At 71.9% G+C, this 14,793-nt stretch carries 19 protein-coding genes and 1 tRNA gene; 9 read left to right on the top strand and 11 right to left on the bottom strand.

What is annotated here, in order from left to right:
* Positions 1–7 precede the first annotated feature (7 nt).
* The gene (locus O7603_RS21075) at positions 8–1,048 is read left to right on the top strand and encodes an NlpC/P60 family protein (RefSeq protein ID WP_281571524.1); all 1,041 of its coding nucleotides are present in this window, start codon (positions 8–10) and stop codon (positions 1,046–1,048) included.
* A gap of 60 nt (positions 1,049–1,108) precedes the next feature.
* Here O7603_RS21075 and dcd read toward each other — a convergent pair whose 3' ends face one another.
* Entirely contained in the window at positions 1,109–1,687 is a 579-nt protein-coding gene (gene dcd, locus O7603_RS21070) for a dCTP deaminase (protein WP_281571523.1), read from the bottom strand.
* A 99-nt stretch (positions 1,688–1,786) separates the two neighbouring features.
* Between dcd and O7603_RS21065 the strand changes: the two genes are divergently transcribed.
* Both O7603_RS21065 and O7603_RS21060 read left to right on the top strand, forming a co-directional pair.
* Positions 1,787–2,356 (top strand): pyridoxamine 5'-phosphate oxidase family protein, encoded by a 570-nt coding sequence (locus O7603_RS21065; RefSeq protein WP_281571522.1) that lies wholly within the window; start codon positions 1,787–1,789, stop codon positions 2,354–2,356.
* Positions 2,357–2,500: 144 nt separating this feature from the next.
* Positions 2,501–2,574, top strand: a tRNA-Gly gene (locus tag O7603_RS21060).
* A 255-nt stretch (positions 2,575–2,829) separates the two neighbouring features.
* Here the strand turns inward: O7603_RS21060 and O7603_RS21055 are convergent.
* The 3 genes from O7603_RS21055 to O7603_RS21045 form a co-directional block, all read right to left on the bottom strand.
* Positions 2,830–3,387 carry a hypothetical protein gene (locus O7603_RS21055; protein WP_281571521.1) on the bottom strand — a complete coding sequence of 186 codons (558 nt, stop codon included), beginning with the start codon at positions 3,385–3,387 and terminating at the stop codon, positions 2,830–2,832.
* Positions 3,388–3,788: 401 nt separating this feature from the next.
* A complete protein-coding gene (locus O7603_RS21050) occupies positions 3,789–4,493 on the bottom strand; it encodes an LPXTG cell wall anchor domain-containing protein (RefSeq protein WP_281571520.1) in 705 nt (234 codons plus the stop codon).
* 968 nt (positions 4,494–5,461) lie between these two features.
* Positions 5,462–5,998, bottom strand: a complete 537-nt coding sequence (locus O7603_RS21045) for a hypothetical protein (RefSeq protein WP_281571519.1) — start codon at positions 5,996–5,998, stop codon at positions 5,462–5,464.
* A gap of 132 nt (positions 5,999–6,130) precedes the next feature.
* Here O7603_RS21045 and O7603_RS21040 point away from each other — a divergent pair, with 132 nt between their 5' ends.
* Positions 6,131–6,532, top strand: coding sequence for a nuclear transport factor 2 family protein (locus O7603_RS21040; RefSeq protein ID WP_281571518.1), 402 nt, complete (start codon positions 6,131–6,133; stop codon positions 6,530–6,532).
* Here the strand turns inward: O7603_RS21040 and O7603_RS21035 are convergent.
* Positions 6,507–6,941: an ester cyclase gene (locus O7603_RS21035; RefSeq protein WP_281571517.1), complete on the bottom strand. Its 435-nt coding sequence runs from the start codon at positions 6,939–6,941 to the stop codon at positions 6,507–6,509. The two genes, O7603_RS21040 and O7603_RS21035, sit on opposite strands and share 26 nt — an antisense overlap.
* Positions 6,942–7,182: 241 nt before the next feature.
* Here O7603_RS21035 and O7603_RS21030 point away from each other — a divergent pair, with 241 nt between their 5' ends.
* From O7603_RS21030 to O7603_RS21020, 3 genes are read left to right on the top strand one after another with little or no spacing between them, the layout of a single operon-like run.
* Complete coding sequence (locus tag O7603_RS21030; RefSeq protein WP_281571516.1) at positions 7,183–7,737, top strand: sigma-70 family RNA polymerase sigma factor; 555 nt, start codon at positions 7,183–7,185, stop codon at positions 7,735–7,737.
* The gene (locus O7603_RS21025; protein WP_281571515.1) at positions 7,737–8,762 is read left to right on the top strand and encodes a CU044_5270 family protein; all 1,026 of its coding nucleotides are present in this window, start codon (positions 7,737–7,739) and stop codon (positions 8,760–8,762) included. Before O7603_RS21030 ends, O7603_RS21025 begins: the two co-directional genes overlap by 1 nt.
* 36 nt (positions 8,763–8,798) lie before the next feature.
* A complete protein-coding gene (locus tag O7603_RS21020; RefSeq protein WP_281571514.1) occupies positions 8,799–9,044 on the top strand; it encodes a hypothetical protein in 246 nt (81 codons plus the stop codon).
* On the opposite strand, the gene O7603_RS21015 is transcribed toward O7603_RS21020, so the two are convergent.
* Genes O7603_RS21015 through O7603_RS21005 form a run of 3 tightly spaced genes read right to left on the bottom strand, consistent with a single transcriptional unit; the run spans position 9,041 to position 11,007 of the window.
* Positions 9,041–9,529: a GNAT family N-acetyltransferase gene (locus O7603_RS21015; RefSeq protein ID WP_281571513.1), complete on the bottom strand. Its 489-nt coding sequence runs from the start codon at positions 9,527–9,529 to the stop codon at positions 9,041–9,043. The two genes, O7603_RS21020 and O7603_RS21015, sit on opposite strands and share 4 nt — an antisense overlap.
* Positions 9,530–9,566: 37 nt before the next feature.
* Positions 9,567–10,658, bottom strand: a complete 1,092-nt coding sequence (locus O7603_RS21010) for a hypothetical protein (RefSeq protein ID WP_281571512.1) — start codon at positions 10,656–10,658, stop codon at positions 9,567–9,569.
* 28 nt (positions 10,659–10,686) lie between these two features.
* Positions 10,687–11,007, bottom strand: coding sequence for a helix-turn-helix transcriptional regulator (locus tag O7603_RS21005; RefSeq protein ID WP_281576752.1), 321 nt, complete (start codon positions 11,005–11,007; stop codon positions 10,687–10,689).
* Positions 11,008–11,088: 81 nt separating this feature from the next.
* On the opposite strand from O7603_RS21005, the gene O7603_RS21000 reads away from it, so the two are divergent.
* Positions 11,089–11,967 (top strand): LLM class flavin-dependent oxidoreductase, encoded by an 879-nt coding sequence (locus O7603_RS21000; RefSeq protein ID WP_281571511.1) that lies wholly within the window; start codon positions 11,089–11,091, stop codon positions 11,965–11,967.
* 14 nt (positions 11,968–11,981) lie between these two features.
* Here the strand turns inward: O7603_RS21000 and O7603_RS20995 are convergent, their stop codons facing one another.
* Positions 11,982–12,398 carry an ASCH domain-containing protein gene (locus O7603_RS20995; protein ID WP_281571510.1) on the bottom strand — a complete coding sequence of 139 codons (417 nt, stop codon included), beginning with the start codon at positions 12,396–12,398 and terminating at the stop codon, positions 11,982–11,984.
* A 124-nt stretch (positions 12,399–12,522) separates the two neighbouring features.
* On the opposite strand from O7603_RS20995, the gene O7603_RS20990 reads away from it, so the two are divergent.
* Positions 12,523–13,053 carry an alpha/beta hydrolase gene (locus tag O7603_RS20990; RefSeq protein ID WP_281571509.1) on the top strand — a complete coding sequence of 177 codons (531 nt, stop codon included), beginning with the start codon at positions 12,523–12,525 and terminating at the stop codon, positions 13,051–13,053.
* On the opposite strand, the gene O7603_RS20985 is transcribed toward O7603_RS20990, so the two are convergent.
* Together O7603_RS20985 and O7603_RS20980 are read right to left on the bottom strand one after the other, a co-directional pair.
* Positions 13,032–14,147 carry a questin oxidase family protein gene (locus tag O7603_RS20985; RefSeq protein ID WP_281571508.1) on the bottom strand — a complete coding sequence of 372 codons (1,116 nt, stop codon included), beginning with the start codon at positions 14,145–14,147 and terminating at the stop codon, positions 13,032–13,034. The two genes, O7603_RS20990 and O7603_RS20985, sit on opposite strands and share 22 nt — an antisense overlap.
* 33 nt (positions 14,148–14,180) lie before the next feature.
* Positions 14,181–14,732 carry a phosphoribosyltransferase family protein gene (locus tag O7603_RS20980; RefSeq protein ID WP_281571507.1) on the bottom strand — a complete coding sequence of 184 codons (552 nt, stop codon included), beginning with the start codon at positions 14,730–14,732 and terminating at the stop codon, positions 14,181–14,183.
* Positions 14,733–14,793: the final 61 nt, after the last annotated feature.

Genomic DNA, 14,793 nt, shown 5'->3' with positions numbered 1-14,793 from the left:
GAGCCCGGTGGCCCACCACGCCCCGCGGCGTCCGTCCGAACGGTCGGCGACAGCCGACCCGACGACGGTTGCGTCGCGTCCACGCTGGTCCCGCTTCACCACCGCCCTCGCCGCCCTGATCGGCGTCGCCGTCGTCCTGACCGGCAGCGCCACGGCGGCGCACGCCGACCCGTCGGTCGCGGAGATCGAGCGCCAGATCGACGAGGACTGGAACAAGCTCGAACCCGTCATCGAGAAGCACAACGCCACCCGCATCGAACTGGCCGCCAAGCGCAGGCAGGCCGACGCGCTTGCCGCTCGGATCAAGCCCCTGCAGCTCCAGGTCGACCAGGCCATGGACAAGGTCAGCGCCCTCGCGGTCCGGGCGTACAAGGGCGAGAACGTCTCCACCATCAACGCCGTGCTCGGCAGCCGGACCCCCGGCGAGATGGTCGGTCAGCTGGAGATGCTCGACCGGTTCGCCCACAACCAGCAGCAGGACGTGCAGCAGGTGGCCGACCTGCGCGACGAGCTGGCCCGGCAGAAGGCGCCACTGGACGAGATGGTCGCCCAGCTCACCCGCACCGAGGCCCAGCTGGCGGCGAAGAAGAAGCAGATCAACGCCGAGATCGACCGGCTGCAGAAGCTGCGGATCAAGGTGTACGGCAACGGCGGCGGCGGCTCCCTGCGGCCCGCGCCCTGCCCGGCCACCTACCCGGGCGGCGCGGCGGGGGTGGCGGTCAAGTTCGCCTGCGCCCAGATCGGCAAGCCCTACGTCTGGGGCGCCGAGGGCCCGAACTCGTACGACTGCTCGGGTCTGATGCTCGCCGCCTGGGCCAAGGCCGGGGTCTCCCTGCCCCACAACGCGGCGCAGCAGAGCCGGGTGACGAAGGACGTCAGCCGCGCCGATCTGCGCCCCGGTGACCTGGTCTTCTACTACAGCGACATCCACCACGTCGGCATGTACGTCGGCGGCGGCTGGGTGGTGCACGCCTCGCAGGCCGGCGTGCCGATCAAGATGAAGAAGGTCGACGACGGTCCGATCCACAGCTACGGCCGGCCCGGCTGACCCGTACCGCGCCAAGGGGCCCGCTCCGGAGTCGGAGCGGGCCCCTTCGTCGTCGACGCGTCAGCGGGTCGGCCAGGTGCGCCAACTCTGCCAGGACCGGCTCGGGGTCGGGCCGCGCTGGCCCTGGTAGCGCGAGCCGTAGACGGCCGAGCCGTACGGGTGCTCGGCCGGCGACGAGAGCCGGAAGATGCAGAGCTGGCCGATCTTCATGCCCGGCCAGAGCGTGATCGGCAGGTTCGCCACGTTCGACAGCTCCAGCGTCACGTGGCCGGAGAAGCCCGGGTCAATGAAGCCGGCGGTCGAGTGGGTGAGCAGACCGAGTCGGCCGAGACTCGACTTGCCCTCGAGCCGGCCGGCGAGCTGGTCACCGAGCGAGATCACCTCGAGCGTCGAGGCGAGCACGAACTCCCCGGGGTGCAGCACGAACGGCTCCCCGTCCGGCACCTCGACCACCGAGGTCAGGTCGTCCTGCTGTACGGCCGGGTCGATGTGCGTGTAGAGGTGGTTGTTGAACACCCGGAAGAGCCGGTCCAGACGTACGTCGATGCTCGACGGCTGCACCAGGGTGGGCTCGAACGGATCCAGCCCGAGCGTGCCGGCCTTGATCTCGGAGACCAGGTCGCGGTCGGAGAGCAGCATCGGACCACCATAGCGAGGCCGGCCCGGTGGCCCGGATCCGGTGCCGGTGACCAGCGCGTCGCGATCGCCTTTCGTACATTTGTTCGATAGAATGCCGGCATGGCTTCCTGGTCCGAATTCGCCGCTGACGAGCCCCGGCTCGCCGACGGGATCCGCGTTCTCCTGCAGCAGTACGGGCCGGGCTTCGGCTACCTGGCCACGGTCCGCGCCGACGGCGGGCCCCGGGTGCACCCGGTGTCGCCGGTGATCACCGATGAGGGGCTCTTTTGCTTCATCATCGACTCCCCGAAGCGGCGCGACCTGGAGCGCGACGGCCGCTACGCGCTGCACTCGTTCCCCCCGGAGGAGAGCGACGACGAGGCCTACGTGGCGGGGCACGCCCGGCCGGTGACCGACCAGGCCCGGGTGGCCCGCCTCGCGGCCAACGCCGGAGCCGCGCCGCAGGTCGACTGGCGGCTCTTCGAGTTCACCGTCGACGTGGCGATGCTGGCGCGCCGCGACTCGGGCAGCGCCGGCGGGCCGGGCGAGGGGCGCGGCCGCCCCGCCGTCCAGGTCTGGCTCGACCCGCACGCCGCCGACCTGCCGGGTCCGACGCCGGTGGTGCCGCAGACCCGTCCCGCCCGCCGTGACCGGCAACCGGCCCGCGAGGCCCACCGCTCGGCCGCCTGACGACGTCCTGGGGAGGAACACCTCGGCGCCGGCCCCCTCGTGACGGGGCCGGCGCCGGTGGTACGCGCGGCGGCGAGTGCGGCGGCGAGCCGAGGGGGTACCTGGGTGCACCCGGCTGGTGACTCAGGTACAGTGGTGCCGCTTGCGGGTGTAGTTCAATGGCAGAACATCAGCTTCCCAAGCTGACAGTGCGGGTTCGATTCCCGTCACCCGCTCCAACCGAAAGGCCCTGGCCAGGACGTCAGTCCCGCCAGGGCCTTCGATATTTCAAGGCCAGGGATCATACGGCGTGCCATTGGCGTGCCATTAGCCCTGGGCATCCCCCCGGCTCCGTCCGGGTTCGCTGCCATCCAGTCGGGGCGGATTACCTCGCCGGGCACCACAAGGGCTACCAGCCTCCCCGGACGGGAACGCTGGACGGTCTACGACTGCCCGACGAGGAGATCCGCCAGCATGTTGAGTTGCGCGTGTGACTAGTCGCGCGTGAGTCCTGGCGGAAGGGCGTCTTTGTCGGTCCCGACCCGGCGAGCGCTGACCAGCGGATTGTCGTGCAGGGCGGTGATCAGTGCGGCGGCCCCGCCGATGTCGGTCCAGAGGTCGTCCCAGAGGGCGGAGACGAGCCAGGAGCGAGCTGCAGGGAAGAACAGATCGGGCAACGATCCTTGTCCGGCGCGCATGTGACCGGTCCGCCAGGTGAGGGCTTGTTCGGGACCTGCTTCGACCAGCACATAGGGCCAGTTCCAGTAGAGGGACACCTTCGGAGCGAGGGGAAAGACGATGTCGTGGGCGCCGGTGTCGAGATAGCCCAGCCACCAGGGCTGGTCAGGGGTGTGCTGGGTGAGTACGTCGATCACAGCGCGTTCATGGGCTTGGACACTCACGCCGTCGGGCGGGTAGAAGGTGGCGTAGGCGTCGAACACCGGCGGTATCGCTGTGGTGATCGAGAAGCCTTCCGTGGTTTTGCCAGCGATCCAGGCGATGTCGCCGGCCGTACCGATCCGCCAGCTTCGCCCGTCCTTGGTGACCTCCATGCCTGCTCCTTTCCTCGGCCACCTGCGGGCGCGCCGTGGTCGGTACTCACGCGGCCGGGTCTGTGGGCCACCACCTCCGCTACGCGCACATAGGTCGAGGGAAGCAGCCCGGCGTGCCATCAGCGTCCCATTGGGCGAGGACAACAGGGGCCGGCCGAGGCCACGAGAGACTGTCGAGACCAGGCCGCCAAGCCAGTGGCCTGTCGAAATCGACAATTCCCAAGCTGACAGCGGGCTCGATTCCCGTCACCCGCTCCAACCGAAAGGCCCTGGCCAGGACGACAGTCCCAGCCAGGGCCTTCGACGTTGCTGCGGCCAACAGCGCCGTCCACGGGCCGCCAGCCACGCTTTCTCCGGCCGGCATGGGCGGGGCCGGCCGGCCCCGGATGGGGACGACCAGGCTATGCCACGAAGCGGGAACGGCGCCGGCGTCCGATCAGGTAGCCCGCGCCACCGAGGAGCAGAAGCACACCGCCAATGCCGGCCACGGTCGCGGTGCCGGCGCCGGTCACGGGCAGCCCACCGCCCTCGCCGCCGGGAGCGCCCGGGCTGGCGGAGGAAACAGGGGTCGGTGCAGCGGTCGTCGTGGCGCTGGGCGTGGCGCTCGGCGTCGGTGTGGGCTGAGACGCGCAGTCAAGCGCACGCGCGTCGTACAGGCCGTTGTTCAGGTAAGCCAGGTAGGTATCGATGGCCCCGTCGTCGAGCACCTTTTGCGCGGCCGCCTTCACGTTGGCGCCAGCGTCCGTCAACGTCCGGACCACCGTGATTCGCAGATCCGTTGACCAGGCCTTCTGCGCATCCGCCTTGAGGAATGCGCGCAGATCATCCGCGGTGCCGTCCAATCGCTCCTGTAGCACGCGAGGCAGAACGGGCAACGAGTCGGCGTTTGCCGCAGCCAGGATCTGGGCGGCCAACACGCGCACTTCTACATCCGTGGCGGTATCCAGGTCGATGGTGACAAGCTCGCGGATATCCTTGTACACCTTGCGCTCGACCGTTTGGCAGGCCTCATTGAGCCCGGGCGACTCGGTTTGAGCCACCGCCGGTGCCGCCGGAATCAAAAAGGCCAGCGCCATGAGGACGCCGGCCGGAATCTTCCATCGCATATGGGTATTCCTCCCCGCTGCAGGCCAAAACATGGAGATATTACCGTCAGGGGGCGGAAGAGCAAGAACGAATCGATGTCGTCCCAGGGTGCCCAGGTGGACGTCCGTCTGGTCCAGGTGGGCGGGGTAGGCATCCTTGACCTCGTCATGCGTCGGTCGCCACCGGTCCCGCCTCGCCCGCTACCACGTCGCTCCCCACCACACGGCTAGCAGCGCCACAACGCCTACGAGAGCGACGCAGCCCACCACGGCGCGGACCATCATGGCGGCGGCCGTAGGCCCAAGCCGGGTCACGCGAGAGCGTGCCGAACAGGTCAGGATGCACTAGCAGCGATTTTGTGCGATTCCCAAGCTGGCCGTGCGGTTCGATTCCCAAGCTGGCCGTGCGGTTCGATTCCCAAGCTGGCCGTGCGGTTCGATTCCCATTATCTCGGGTTGAGGCCCAGGTCGGGATATGTCCTGACCTGGACCCCAGTTGTGCCGATCACTTCACCGGCTTGGCGTGCCAGATCGCGGCCCCTTGTGCTGCGGGCGTCGCCGACGACTCACGTGCAGGTTGGGTACCGCCGACGTGCCGCTATGTCGCCGAGCCGCTGTAGGGATTCCGCGTTTCGGGGTCTCAGCAGCAGGGACTGAATCTTCTGCGGGAGGAGCCGGCCGATGCCGGCGGTCAGGCTGTGGGTACCTGGTGGTGAATTCGGGGCCCGGTGGCGGGCCAGGCGTCGTCGACGTCGCGGATATGAGACGCGCCGACGACCCAACTGGCGTAGCTCCAGCCGTCGGCGAGCACGGCGAAGATGCGATCCGGTGAGGTGCGGATGACCTCAGAAACCCCTACCACCGTTGCCCCCGTCCGGCCCGATCGTCCACGCCTTTCCCTGCCGCCCCTGGGACAAACACGGTGCGGCCCTATGGGCAGCCCGAGCGGCCGAGCGATGTTCCCGCGCCAACTGTCAGCAACACCGGACTCAGTAGCTGAGCAGGGCGATGGCCATGGAGGTCACGGCGGCCGCGAGCAGCACGGTGCCGGTGCCGAGGCCGGTGACCGCGCTGACCGGCAGGGAGAGTTTCCGGGCCAGCGGGACGGCGGCTAGCGCGATCAGCGTGATCAGCGCGCCCACGACGTGGATGAGCGGGTAGCCGATCAATGCGGCGACGGGGAACAGATGCACACCGACGATCAACGCGATCCAGGCAGGGATAACGGCGCGGCGGCGGAGCGCGGCGAGGATGCCGGCGCCGAGCGCGGCGAGCCCGAACTCGATGCCGACCACGATGCCGAAGTTGCGGCTGGTCTCCGCGGTGAACGCCGTTCCGTCCGACCAGTGACGCCAGGTCAGGAGCCCACCGGCGAGCACTGCGACCAGGGCGGCGATCGAACCGGCGACGAGTGGTTTCCGCCAGGTACGCGGGGGTGCCTCCTGTGCCCATCCGTACCAACTGGACGCGAAGAATCCGAATACCACCGCGGTCGCGGCCGCGTCGCGGATGTGCTCGGGGATCATCTCAGCTCCACAGCTGCCGGCCGACGTTGCCGCAGGAACGTAGCAGGCGTGCGGACGTGGACCGGCGCTGGCCGACCGGCCGCGGGTCGTGCGGCACGGATCGTTGTCGGTGGGCCCTGTCACGATGCGCGGATGGAACCCAAGAGGGTCGCTCAGGAGTTGTGGGATCGCGTGCAGGCTCGCGACTGGGTTGGGCTCGGCGAGTTGCTGGCCGATGACGTGGTGGTGGATTGGCCGGTCAGCGGCGAACGAATCGTGGGCCGGGAGAACTACGTGGCCGTCAACGCCGAGTATCCGGAGGGGTGGGCGATCAACGTGCTGCGGATCGTCGCGGACGGCGAGGTCGTGGCCTCCGAGGTGGAGGTCCCGCACGAGACGATGGGGGAGATCTTCCGGGTGGCGTCGTTCTGGACCGTGCGCGGCGGGAAGGTCGTGGAGGGGCGGGAGTACTGGACGAGTCTGGGATCGGATCCGTCGCCGGAGTGGCGGGCCGCCTTTGTGCAGCGGGTCAGGCCAGGCCGAGCTGCTTCATGAACGTGGTGAGGTCGTAGAAGAGGTTCTCTTCGGCGATCTTCCCGTCGACCCATCGGGCCACCGTGCAGAAGTCGACGTCGAACGACTTGCCGGTGGGCGGGATCTTGCTACCGTCCGGGCCGGTCATCGGGCCGGTCATGGTGCCGGTGAAGCGTGCGATCGAGCATGTCCAGTCACCCGAGGCGAACAGGACCTTGTACGGCCGGTTGTCCAGGCGCTGATCCGGAAACGCCGTGAAGAAGTCCTTCGCCTCGGCCTCATGGTCGTGCTGACCATGCGTGTCCGGTCTACCGGGCCACCGCACGACGACGTCCTCATGGTGTCGGCTGTTGAACGTGTCGATGTCACGGGCGTTCCACGCGTCGTCGAGGGTCTGCATCAGTTCCAGGTTTTGCTGCTCGGTGCCCACCGCCGTGACCTCCTGCTTCTCACCTCCGGTCCACGGTCCGAGCCTAGGGCGGCGTGCTGACCCCTCGGGCGCGTTTGCTCAATGGCGGTCTCGCCCGCGCGGGGCGACGGGCCAACCGGATCAAGCCGCGGCGTACCCGGTGTCGTTCCTGCTCGTCCAGCGGACCGGACGGCATCGTCGGTAATCATCCGGGCCGCGGTGACACAGACCAGGGTGGAGTCTCCGACAGTCGGGAGTGTGAATGGGGCCACCGGGAGTCCGCGACGAGGGCTGGTTCACCAGCCTCTACGCCGCGGAGTACGCGCACATCGTGAAGTACGGCCAGCGGCGGCTCGCCGACGCGGACGCGGCGGCCGAACTCGCCCAGGAGGTGTTCGTCATCGCCTGGCGGCGTCGCCGGGACGTGCCGGACCGCAGCCTGCCCTGGCTGTACGGGGTGGCCCGGCGCCTGCTGGCGAACCAGTGGCGGGCTGAGCGGAGCGCGCCGGACGTCCGGCCGATCGCCGACGCGGAATTTCTGCGGGAGGCGGGTTCGCCCGGTCCTGACGCCACCGTCGGCGTCGCCGACCTCCAGGCGGCGCTGGCCACCCTCACCGATCTCGACCAGGAGATCCTCCGGCTGGTCGGCTGGGAGGAGCTGACGGTCTCCGAAGCGGCTGGGGTCCTGGGGTGCTCCCGCGCCACCGCTGCGGTGCGGCTGCACCGTGCCCGCAGGCGCCTCACCACAGCGATGTCCGGCCGGACTGCACCACTGAAGCAGCACCCGGTGCTGGCGAGCCCTCGAAAGGTTGTGTGATGTTCGGAGAACAGCGAACCCGTACGCTTCTCGGTCCGACCGACCCGGCCCGGGGCACGGTCGTCGCACCGCCCCGACTGTCCGCGCGGGAGCTGATCGACCGCGCCGAGGCCACCCCCGATCCCGCCACCGCCCATCCGGTCGCCGGTCGTCGCCACCGCCGCCCGAGCCGCCGACTGGTCCTGGCGGCCGGCGCGTTGGCCGTCGCGGCCGGTGCCTCGGCGGTCGTTCGCGGGCTCGACCCGTCGACCCCCGACGCCCCGCCGACCGCCGTTCCGCCGGGCGGCGAGTCGGGGGTGGTGCTCGTGCCGGTCGCGTACCAGTTCGACTCGGACGCGCCGGCCGGAGCGCAGTTGCGCGCGTTGGCCGGCCGGATCGCCGACGCGGAGCACGACCAGCGACGCGGGCGCTACATGTACCACCGCACGAGGGTGTGGGGCGATCCGGTGATGACGTCGGAGGACGGCCGACACCACATGGCCTTCGCCGACGAGACCAGGGTCTGGCAGACCCCCGACGGGAAGTCCGGTGAAGAGGTCACCGTGCAGCTCGAGCCGCAGTACCCGGACCAGGCGTCCCGGGACTACTGGCAGCGCAGTCTGAGGAACACGGGTACGCCGGCCCCCGCCCGGGTGCCGCTGCCACCGATGGACATCGAGCCGTTGCCGTCGACCCGGGCGCAGGTGGGTGAACTGCTCAAGGTCGAGTACGGCGCGGGCGTGGTGAGCAAGGAGGTCAGCACGGTCTTCGGGCGGTACGTCGTGCCACGCCGAACCCGCGCGGAGATCCTGCGCGTCCTCGCGGACGTGCCCGGGTTCGTCTGGCGGGGCGAGGTGACCGACCGGGCCGGCCGGAAGGGCGTCGCGATCACCTTCGACGACCGTGCGCACGACGCGCAGTCCCTACTGATCTTCGACCCGAGAACGGGCGAGCTGCTCGCCCACGAGCGGTTGTCGCTCGCGCCGATGCGGATCAGCGCGTACCTGTCGATCCTCGACACCGCCTGGACCGACCAACCCGGCTGATTCCCGGGATCGACAGGCGTCCCTATGCTCGGCCCCATGAGGAAGTTCATCGTTGGGCTCGGCGTCGTCCTGGCCGTGTACCTGGTGGTCCGTGCGGTGGCCGAGCCCTTCGTGATCGACATGAGCGACCCGGCGACGTACCGCGATGACTGGGGCGGGCCGAGTCTGGCGGGCGTGCTCGCCGTCCACTGCGGACCGGGCATCATCGCCGCGGCGCTCCTCGTCTGGGCAGTGGCCCGACGGCGGCGGTCCCGCCAGTCGACCGGTGCCGGCCGCGGCTAGGGCGCCAGCAGATCCAGGACGTGGCGCAGCCCGGGGCGGCCGTTCAGCACGACGTCGCCGACCGGTGTGAAACCGGTGCGCCGGAGCACCCCGAGCGAGCCGGCGTTGTCCAGCGCGGCCGACGCGACCAGTCGGCGCAGCCCGTACTCGTCGCGGGCCAGTGCGCACACCCGGCGGACGCCGTCGGTGGCGACGCCCCGCCGGGCCGCCCGCTCGGCCACCCGGAAGCCCAGCTCGGCGCCGCCGTCGGCGACGTCGACCAGGTTGAACCGGCCCAACACGGTCCCGTCGTCGTCCAGCAGGACGTGGAAGTGGATCAGGCCGGCGGCCTGCTCCGCCAGCAGGTCCGCGTGGCGGGCGGCGAACCCGGTGAAGTAGTCGTCGCCGCGGTCCGGCACCGACCGCGCGAAGAACGCCCGGTTCTCCCGCTCGAAGCGGAGCAGCGCCGGGGCGTGGTGGACGTCGAGCCGCTGGATTTCCGGCATCGGGCCACGGTAGCAACGGGCGTCCGACGAGCGCCGATCAGCCGAGGGCCGTGGTGTGCTGCGGGCCGGGATCGCGCCGGGGCAGGCCGGCGAGGGCCAGCCCGGCGAGCGCGCAGCCCGCGCCGACCACGAAGAAGAGCGAGAGCGCGGGCTGGCCGAGCCACTCCCACATCGGGTGCCACGAGGGGTGTGGTTCGCCGAGCTGGTGCTCGATCAGCTGCGGCGTGGCCAGCACCACCGGTGCCCACCAGAGCACCAGGGTGATGCCGTGGAGCACGGTGACCGGGCGCGCGGCCGGGTGCGGTCGCTCGGTCCGGCGGCTCGCCCAGCCGAACACCAGCCACCCCGCTGCGGCGCCGAGCAGACCGGCGGCGACAGCCGCCGGCAGCACGGCGGGTGGGGTGGCCCGGAGCAGGCCCACCGACCCCGTCGCCTGGTTGCTCGGCAGCCACAGGGTGAGGATGGTGTCGCCGCGGCTCGCCAGAAGGGTGGTGTCGGTGGGCAGCGTGCTCGGGTCGCAGCGCGGGTCGGCGCAGTCGACCGCGTTGGTGACGTGAGGCGGGTACACCCGCCAGCCGGTCTCGGTGAGGCGGCGCTGCGCGAGCGCGAGCGTCTCCTGCGGCGGAGCCCCGGCCGGTGCGGTCAGTGCGCCGGCTACGCCGGACTGCTGGTACTCGCCGCCGTCGCCGAGCAGCAGTTCCTTGGCATTGGCCGGGCGCAGCGGCTGGCTGTAGAAGGTGAAGAGCGCGGCGGCGGGCTCGACGTCGGTGAACCCGTAGCCGGGCAGGACCTCGGCGAACAGCGCGGTCGACGCGCCCGGGTCGGGCAGCGGCCGGGCGGTCTGCCAGGCGGCCCAGCTGGCGAGCGCCGCGGTGAACAGGCCGCAGATGAGGGCCGTGAGCACGGCCCAGGCGACGACGGTGTAGCTGGCCGGCCGGCCGAGTCGGCTGCGCAGGCCGTGCCGGATCAGGTCGACCGCCTCGCGCGGGGCCGGCCGGGTGCGACCCGGTGGCGCCGCCTCCAGCAGCACGGCGACCATCTCGTCGCCCCGCGCCCGGCGCCACTCGGGGGGATAGCCGAGCAGCAGCCGCCGGTAGCGGCGGGCGAGCGGGTCGCCGGTCGAGGGCATGGCCGTCCCTTCGTCTGGGTGGCGCGGGTCAGGCGGTGCGAGGCCGGAGGGCGCGTAGTCGGGCCTCGGCGGCGGCGGTGAGCTGGCGGAGCCGGGCGGTCTCGGCCTGGAGGGCCGCCAACCCGTCGGAGGTGAGCCGGTAGTAGCGGCGCAGCCGCCCCTCGACGTTCTCGTCCCGGTCGTGCGCGACGAGGCCCTGCGCGGTCAGCCGGTCCAGCGCCGTGTAGAGCGTCCCGGGAAGCAGACTGACGCGTGCCTCGGAGAGCGCGGTGACCTCCTGGATGATGCCGTAGCCGTGCCGTGGCTCACCGGCGAGCGCGGTGAGGATGAGGAACGTCGGCTCACGCATCGGTGCCACGCCGGGGACGATATATAAGTGATCGATACATGGTCAACAGTCGGCGTCGGCGGGGAGGTCTAGGCTGCGATCATGCGGATTGGCATCGTGATCCTCCCCGACCAGCGCTGGTCCGAGTCGCAGCGGCGCTGGCGGCAGGCGGACGAGTGGGACTTCGACCACGCCTGGACGTACGACCACCTCGGCTGGCGTGACCTGGTCGACGGTCCCTGGTTCGACTCGATGACCACCCTGACCGCCGCCGCGACGGTCACCTCCCGGGTCCGCCTCGGCACCCTGGTCGCCTCGCCCAACTTCCGGCACCCGGCGGCCTTCGCCCGGCAGGTCACCGCCGTCGACGACGTCTCCGACGGTCGGCTGCTGCTCGGCATCGGCGCCGGCGGCATCGGCTTCGACGCCACCGTGCTCGGCGGCGAGACGCTGCCCCCGCGCCAGCGGGTCGACCGGTTCGCCGAGTTCACCGAGCTGCTCGATCTGGTGCTGCGGCAGGACGGCACGACCTGGCGGGGCGAGTGGTTCGCCGCGGTCGACGCCCGGAACAACCCGGGCTGTGTGCAGACCCCACGGGTGCCGTTCGTGGTCGCCGCGAACGGGCCACGCTCGATGCGCCTGGTGGCCCGCTTCGGGCAGGGGTGGGTCACCACGGGCACGGGCGGCGACGACCTGGAGAGCTGGTGGGCCGGGGTCGCCGAGCTGTCGTCCCGGCTGGACCGGACGCTGGACGAGGCCGGCCGTGACCCGGCCACCCTCGACCGCTACCTCTCCCTCGACGCGGCCCCGGTCTTCTCACTGAGCAGCGCCGAGTTCTTCGCCGACCAGGTCCGGCGGGCCGCCGCCCTGGGCTTCACCGACGTGGTCACTCACTGGCCGCGGGCCAGCAGCTGGTACGCCGGGAGCGAGGAGACGCTGGTCGACGTGGCGACCCGGCTCCTGCCGGAGTTGCGCGGCTGAGGAGTTGCCGCGCCTCAGCTGCTGAGCACGCCGTCGTCGGTGGGAAGCAGGCGGAAGCGCAGGCAGACGATCTCCGTGTCGTCGGTGACCGGGGTGCCGACGCGCGCCCAGTAGGAGGAGTGCCCGGCGCGCCAGTCCTCGATCGACCGGTCCCCCTCGCCCTCGGACCGGGCGAAGTCCCAGGTAACGTCGGCGAAACGGACCACCTCGACGCCGGTGATCAGCACGACGCCGGTCAGCCGGTCGTCGTCGTCGACCAGGACCAGCCGCTCGCCGACCCGTTCCAGCTCCTCGCCCTCCTCGGCGTACTCGGTGAGCAGCCCCGCGGTCGCCGTCTTCGCCCCGGCGAGCACCAGGGCGTTGAGGTTGGCCCGCAGCTCACCGCGGGTGCCGAGGGCGAGGGTGCGCAGTCCGCCGATCCGTGGCCACATCCTGCCGAGGCTAGGCGAGAGCCACCGCCCCCGCCGCCGCTTTTCGTCCGTACCCACGCCGCCCTCCGCGGGCGTTACGGTGGCGGTGGCCACAGCGGCAGTCGGGCGGGATCGGGAGGCGACCATGGCGAGGCGGCGGGCGGTGCTGATTCCCGGCCAGTTCTACGACACGCGGGCCCCGCTCTTCGCGTACACCGGCGAGACCCTGCGCCGCGCGGGCTTCGACCTGCACGAGATCTCCTGGCAGGTGCCGGCCGGGCTCGACGAGGACCGGAGCGCGGCGTGGGTGGCGGAGCAGGTGGCGCCGGCCCTGACCGAGCCGACCGACCTGCTGGTCGGTAAGTCGCTCGGCAGCCTCGCCGCGCCGCTCGCCGTCGACCGACGGTTGCCGGCGGTCTGGCTCACGCCGCTGCTGCACCTGCCGGAGGTGATGACGGCGCTGGAGCGGGCCACCGCGCCGTTCCTGCTGATCGGTGGCCTTGCCGACCCGACCTGGGACGCTGCCGAGGCCCGCCGGCTCACCTCGCACATGCTGGAGATCCCGGACGCCGACCACTCGTTGATGGTGCCCGGTCCTCTGGTTCGCTCGGCCGATGCGCTGGGTCGGGTCTGCCTCGCGGTCGACGCGTTCGTTCAGATCAACCGGACGCTGTAGCCGGCGGCGTCGAGCACCCGCTCGTCGCCCGTCGCCGCGTGGACGTCCAGCACCGCGTCGGCGAGCTTCACCACGTGCGCGTCGCCGTGCCGGGCCGCGCGGGCGAAGACCTCCGCCGGGGTGCCGGCCGTCACGGCTGGCGGCGTGGCCGGGTCCGGTGGGGCGTACACCGCCGTCAGGGCCGCCGTTGCGGACCAGGCCGCGGCGAGGCTCGGCGCCCAGAGCGCCGGATCGAGGGCCGGCAGCGTACGGCGCACCGCGGTCGGCGCGGTGACGGCGTGTACCAGCATGACCGGTGCGGCGTGCGCGAAGCGCAGGTAGTCCAGCCCGGCCCGGTGCGTCAGCGCGGTCAGCCCCCGCTCCGCCTCGGCCGGGGTCCGTGCCGGCCGCAGGGCGGTGAGCGCGACCGTCCATTCCGGTACGTCGGGCAGCCGGCTCAGCCGCTCGCGGATGCCGCCGGAGCGGTCGGCGATCCGGGGCAGCCCGCCCAGCGCCGCGTCCACGTCCGGCCCGTGGCCGGAGCCCGGCCCGTCGCCGGAGCCCGGCTCGGGAACCCCGCCGACCGCGGCCCGGTGCGCCGGCTCGTCGTCGGAGCGCAGGGCGGCGGCCGCGATCAGCCGGGCGGCGCCCGGCACCGGTTGCCAGCGCGCCGCCCAGTAGCCGAGGGCCTGGCCGAGTTCGGCACGTCGCTGCGGGCTCGTCTCGTCGGCGCGGAGTGCGCGTACGGCGTGCCCGACCCGGATGACGCCGTGGGTGGCGCCGGCCGCGATGCCGGGCAGCAGCCGCGGCCACCAGGTGCCGAGCACGTCGCGCCAGGGCCGCTCGCGCAGTTCCCGGTCGAAATGCGCGAGCCAGTCACCGGCCCGCTTCGGGTCGCCGAGCGCGGCCCGCCAGTCGTCGATCGGGCGCAGGCCGCGCGGCAGCTCGTCGAGGCGGGCGAGGTACTCGTCCAACCAGCGGTGCACGCCACGGTCATGCCCGTGTCGCACCAGCGCCTCCACCGCCATCGGGCCGTGGTTGGACAGCCAGCCGTCGTACTCGGGGCCGGTGCGGTGCAGCCGCTGGTACGCCTCGTCGAGGATTCCGTCGCTCATGCCCCGATCCTCGGACCTGAAGCATGGTTGAGGTCAACCGTTCAGGTCGGTGGCCGCCACCAGTCCGCGTACCCGCAGCTCGGCGGCTAACTCGGGCGGGCACTCGACGGCGACGGCCGCCGTGCCGACCGGTTCGGCGCCGCGCGTCGCGCAGATGTCGTACAGGGCGCGCACCTGGGCGCCGGTGGCCACCCAGTCGTCCACCACCAGCACCCGGTCCCCGGGCCCGAGGAGCCGGTCCCGGACGGCCAGGTCGACCCGGCGACCGCGGAAGTCCGGCGGGCTCTGCGCCCAGGTCAGCGGACCGGCCGGCAGTCGACCGTCGCCCGGCTTGTGCGCGGGCACGAACCCGACCCCGAGCGCGGTGGCGGCCAGCGGGCCCACCAGCAGCCCGGTGACCGCCGGGGAGACCACCACGGTCGGCCGGGCGGCGCGGAACGGCGCCACGAGAGCCGGGCCCAGTTCGGCGAGCACCTCTGGATCCCGCCACCAGCCGGAGACGTCGCTGACCAGGTGGCTGGAGCCGGGGCCGGGGTCGATCCAGCGGAACAGCCGGACCAGGCGTTCGCTCAGCTCAGGGGCCATCCGCCCATCCTCGGGCACCGGGCCGGCGCGGGCGCGGACGGGGGCCGCCCGGCCGACCGCG

The organism is Micromonospora sp. WMMD812, assembly GCF_027497215.1.
Classification (GTDB): Bacteria; Actinomycetota; Actinomycetes; order Mycobacteriales; family Micromonosporaceae; genus Micromonospora.
Note: the sequence above shows the minus strand (reverse complement) of the source record. Positions and strands in the feature narration are given on the sequence as shown.

Coding starts and splice junctions, on each gene's coding strand:
- dcd (WP_281571523.1), bottom strand. CDS start 1,687: ATGCTGCTCTCCGACCGCGACCTGGTCTCCGAGATCAAGGCCGGCACG.
- O7603_RS21065 (WP_281571522.1), top strand. CDS start 1,787: ATGGCTTCCTGGTCCGAATTCGCCGCTGACGAGCCCCGGCTCGCCGAC.
- O7603_RS21055 (WP_281571521.1), bottom strand. CDS start 3,387: ATGGAGGTCACCAAGGACGGGCGAAGCTGGCGGATCGGTACGGCCGGC.
- O7603_RS21050 (WP_281571520.1), bottom strand. CDS start 4,493: ATGCGATGGAAGATTCCGGCCGGCGTCCTCATGGCGCTGGCCTTTTTG.
- O7603_RS21045 (WP_281571519.1), bottom strand. CDS start 5,998: ATGATCCCCGAGCACATCCGCGACGCGGCCGCGACCGCGGTGGTATTC.
- O7603_RS21040 (WP_281571518.1), top strand. CDS start 6,131: ATGGAACCCAAGAGGGTCGCTCAGGAGTTGTGGGATCGCGTGCAGGCT.
- O7603_RS21030 (WP_281571516.1), top strand. CDS start 7,183: ATGGGGCCACCGGGAGTCCGCGACGAGGGCTGGTTCACCAGCCTCTAC.
- O7603_RS21025 (WP_281571515.1), top strand. CDS start 7,737: ATGTTCGGAGAACAGCGAACCCGTACGCTTCTCGGTCCGACCGACCCG.
- O7603_RS21020 (WP_281571514.1), top strand. CDS start 8,799: ATGAGGAAGTTCATCGTTGGGCTCGGCGTCGTCCTGGCCGTGTACCTG.
- O7603_RS21015 (WP_281571513.1), bottom strand. CDS start 9,529: ATGCCGGAAATCCAGCGGCTCGACGTCCACCACGCCCCGGCGCTGCTC.
- O7603_RS21010 (WP_281571512.1), bottom strand. CDS start 10,658: ATGCCCTCGACCGGCGACCCGCTCGCCCGCCGCTACCGGCGGCTGCTG.
- O7603_RS21005 (WP_281576752.1), bottom strand. CDS start 11,007: ATGCGTGAGCCGACGTTCCTCATCCTCACCGCGCTCGCCGGTGAGCCA.
- O7603_RS21000 (WP_281571511.1), top strand. CDS start 11,089: ATGCGGATTGGCATCGTGATCCTCCCCGACCAGCGCTGGTCCGAGTCG.
- O7603_RS20995 (WP_281571510.1), bottom strand. CDS start 12,398: ATGTGGCCACGGATCGGCGGACTGCGCACCCTCGCCCTCGGCACCCGC.
- O7603_RS20990 (WP_281571509.1), top strand. CDS start 12,523: ATGGCGAGGCGGCGGGCGGTGCTGATTCCCGGCCAGTTCTACGACACG.
- O7603_RS20985 (WP_281571508.1), bottom strand. CDS start 14,147: ATGAGCGACGGAATCCTCGACGAGGCGTACCAGCGGCTGCACCGCACC.
- O7603_RS20980 (WP_281571507.1), bottom strand. CDS start 14,732: ATGGCCCCTGAGCTGAGCGAACGCCTGGTCCGGCTGTTCCGCTGGATC.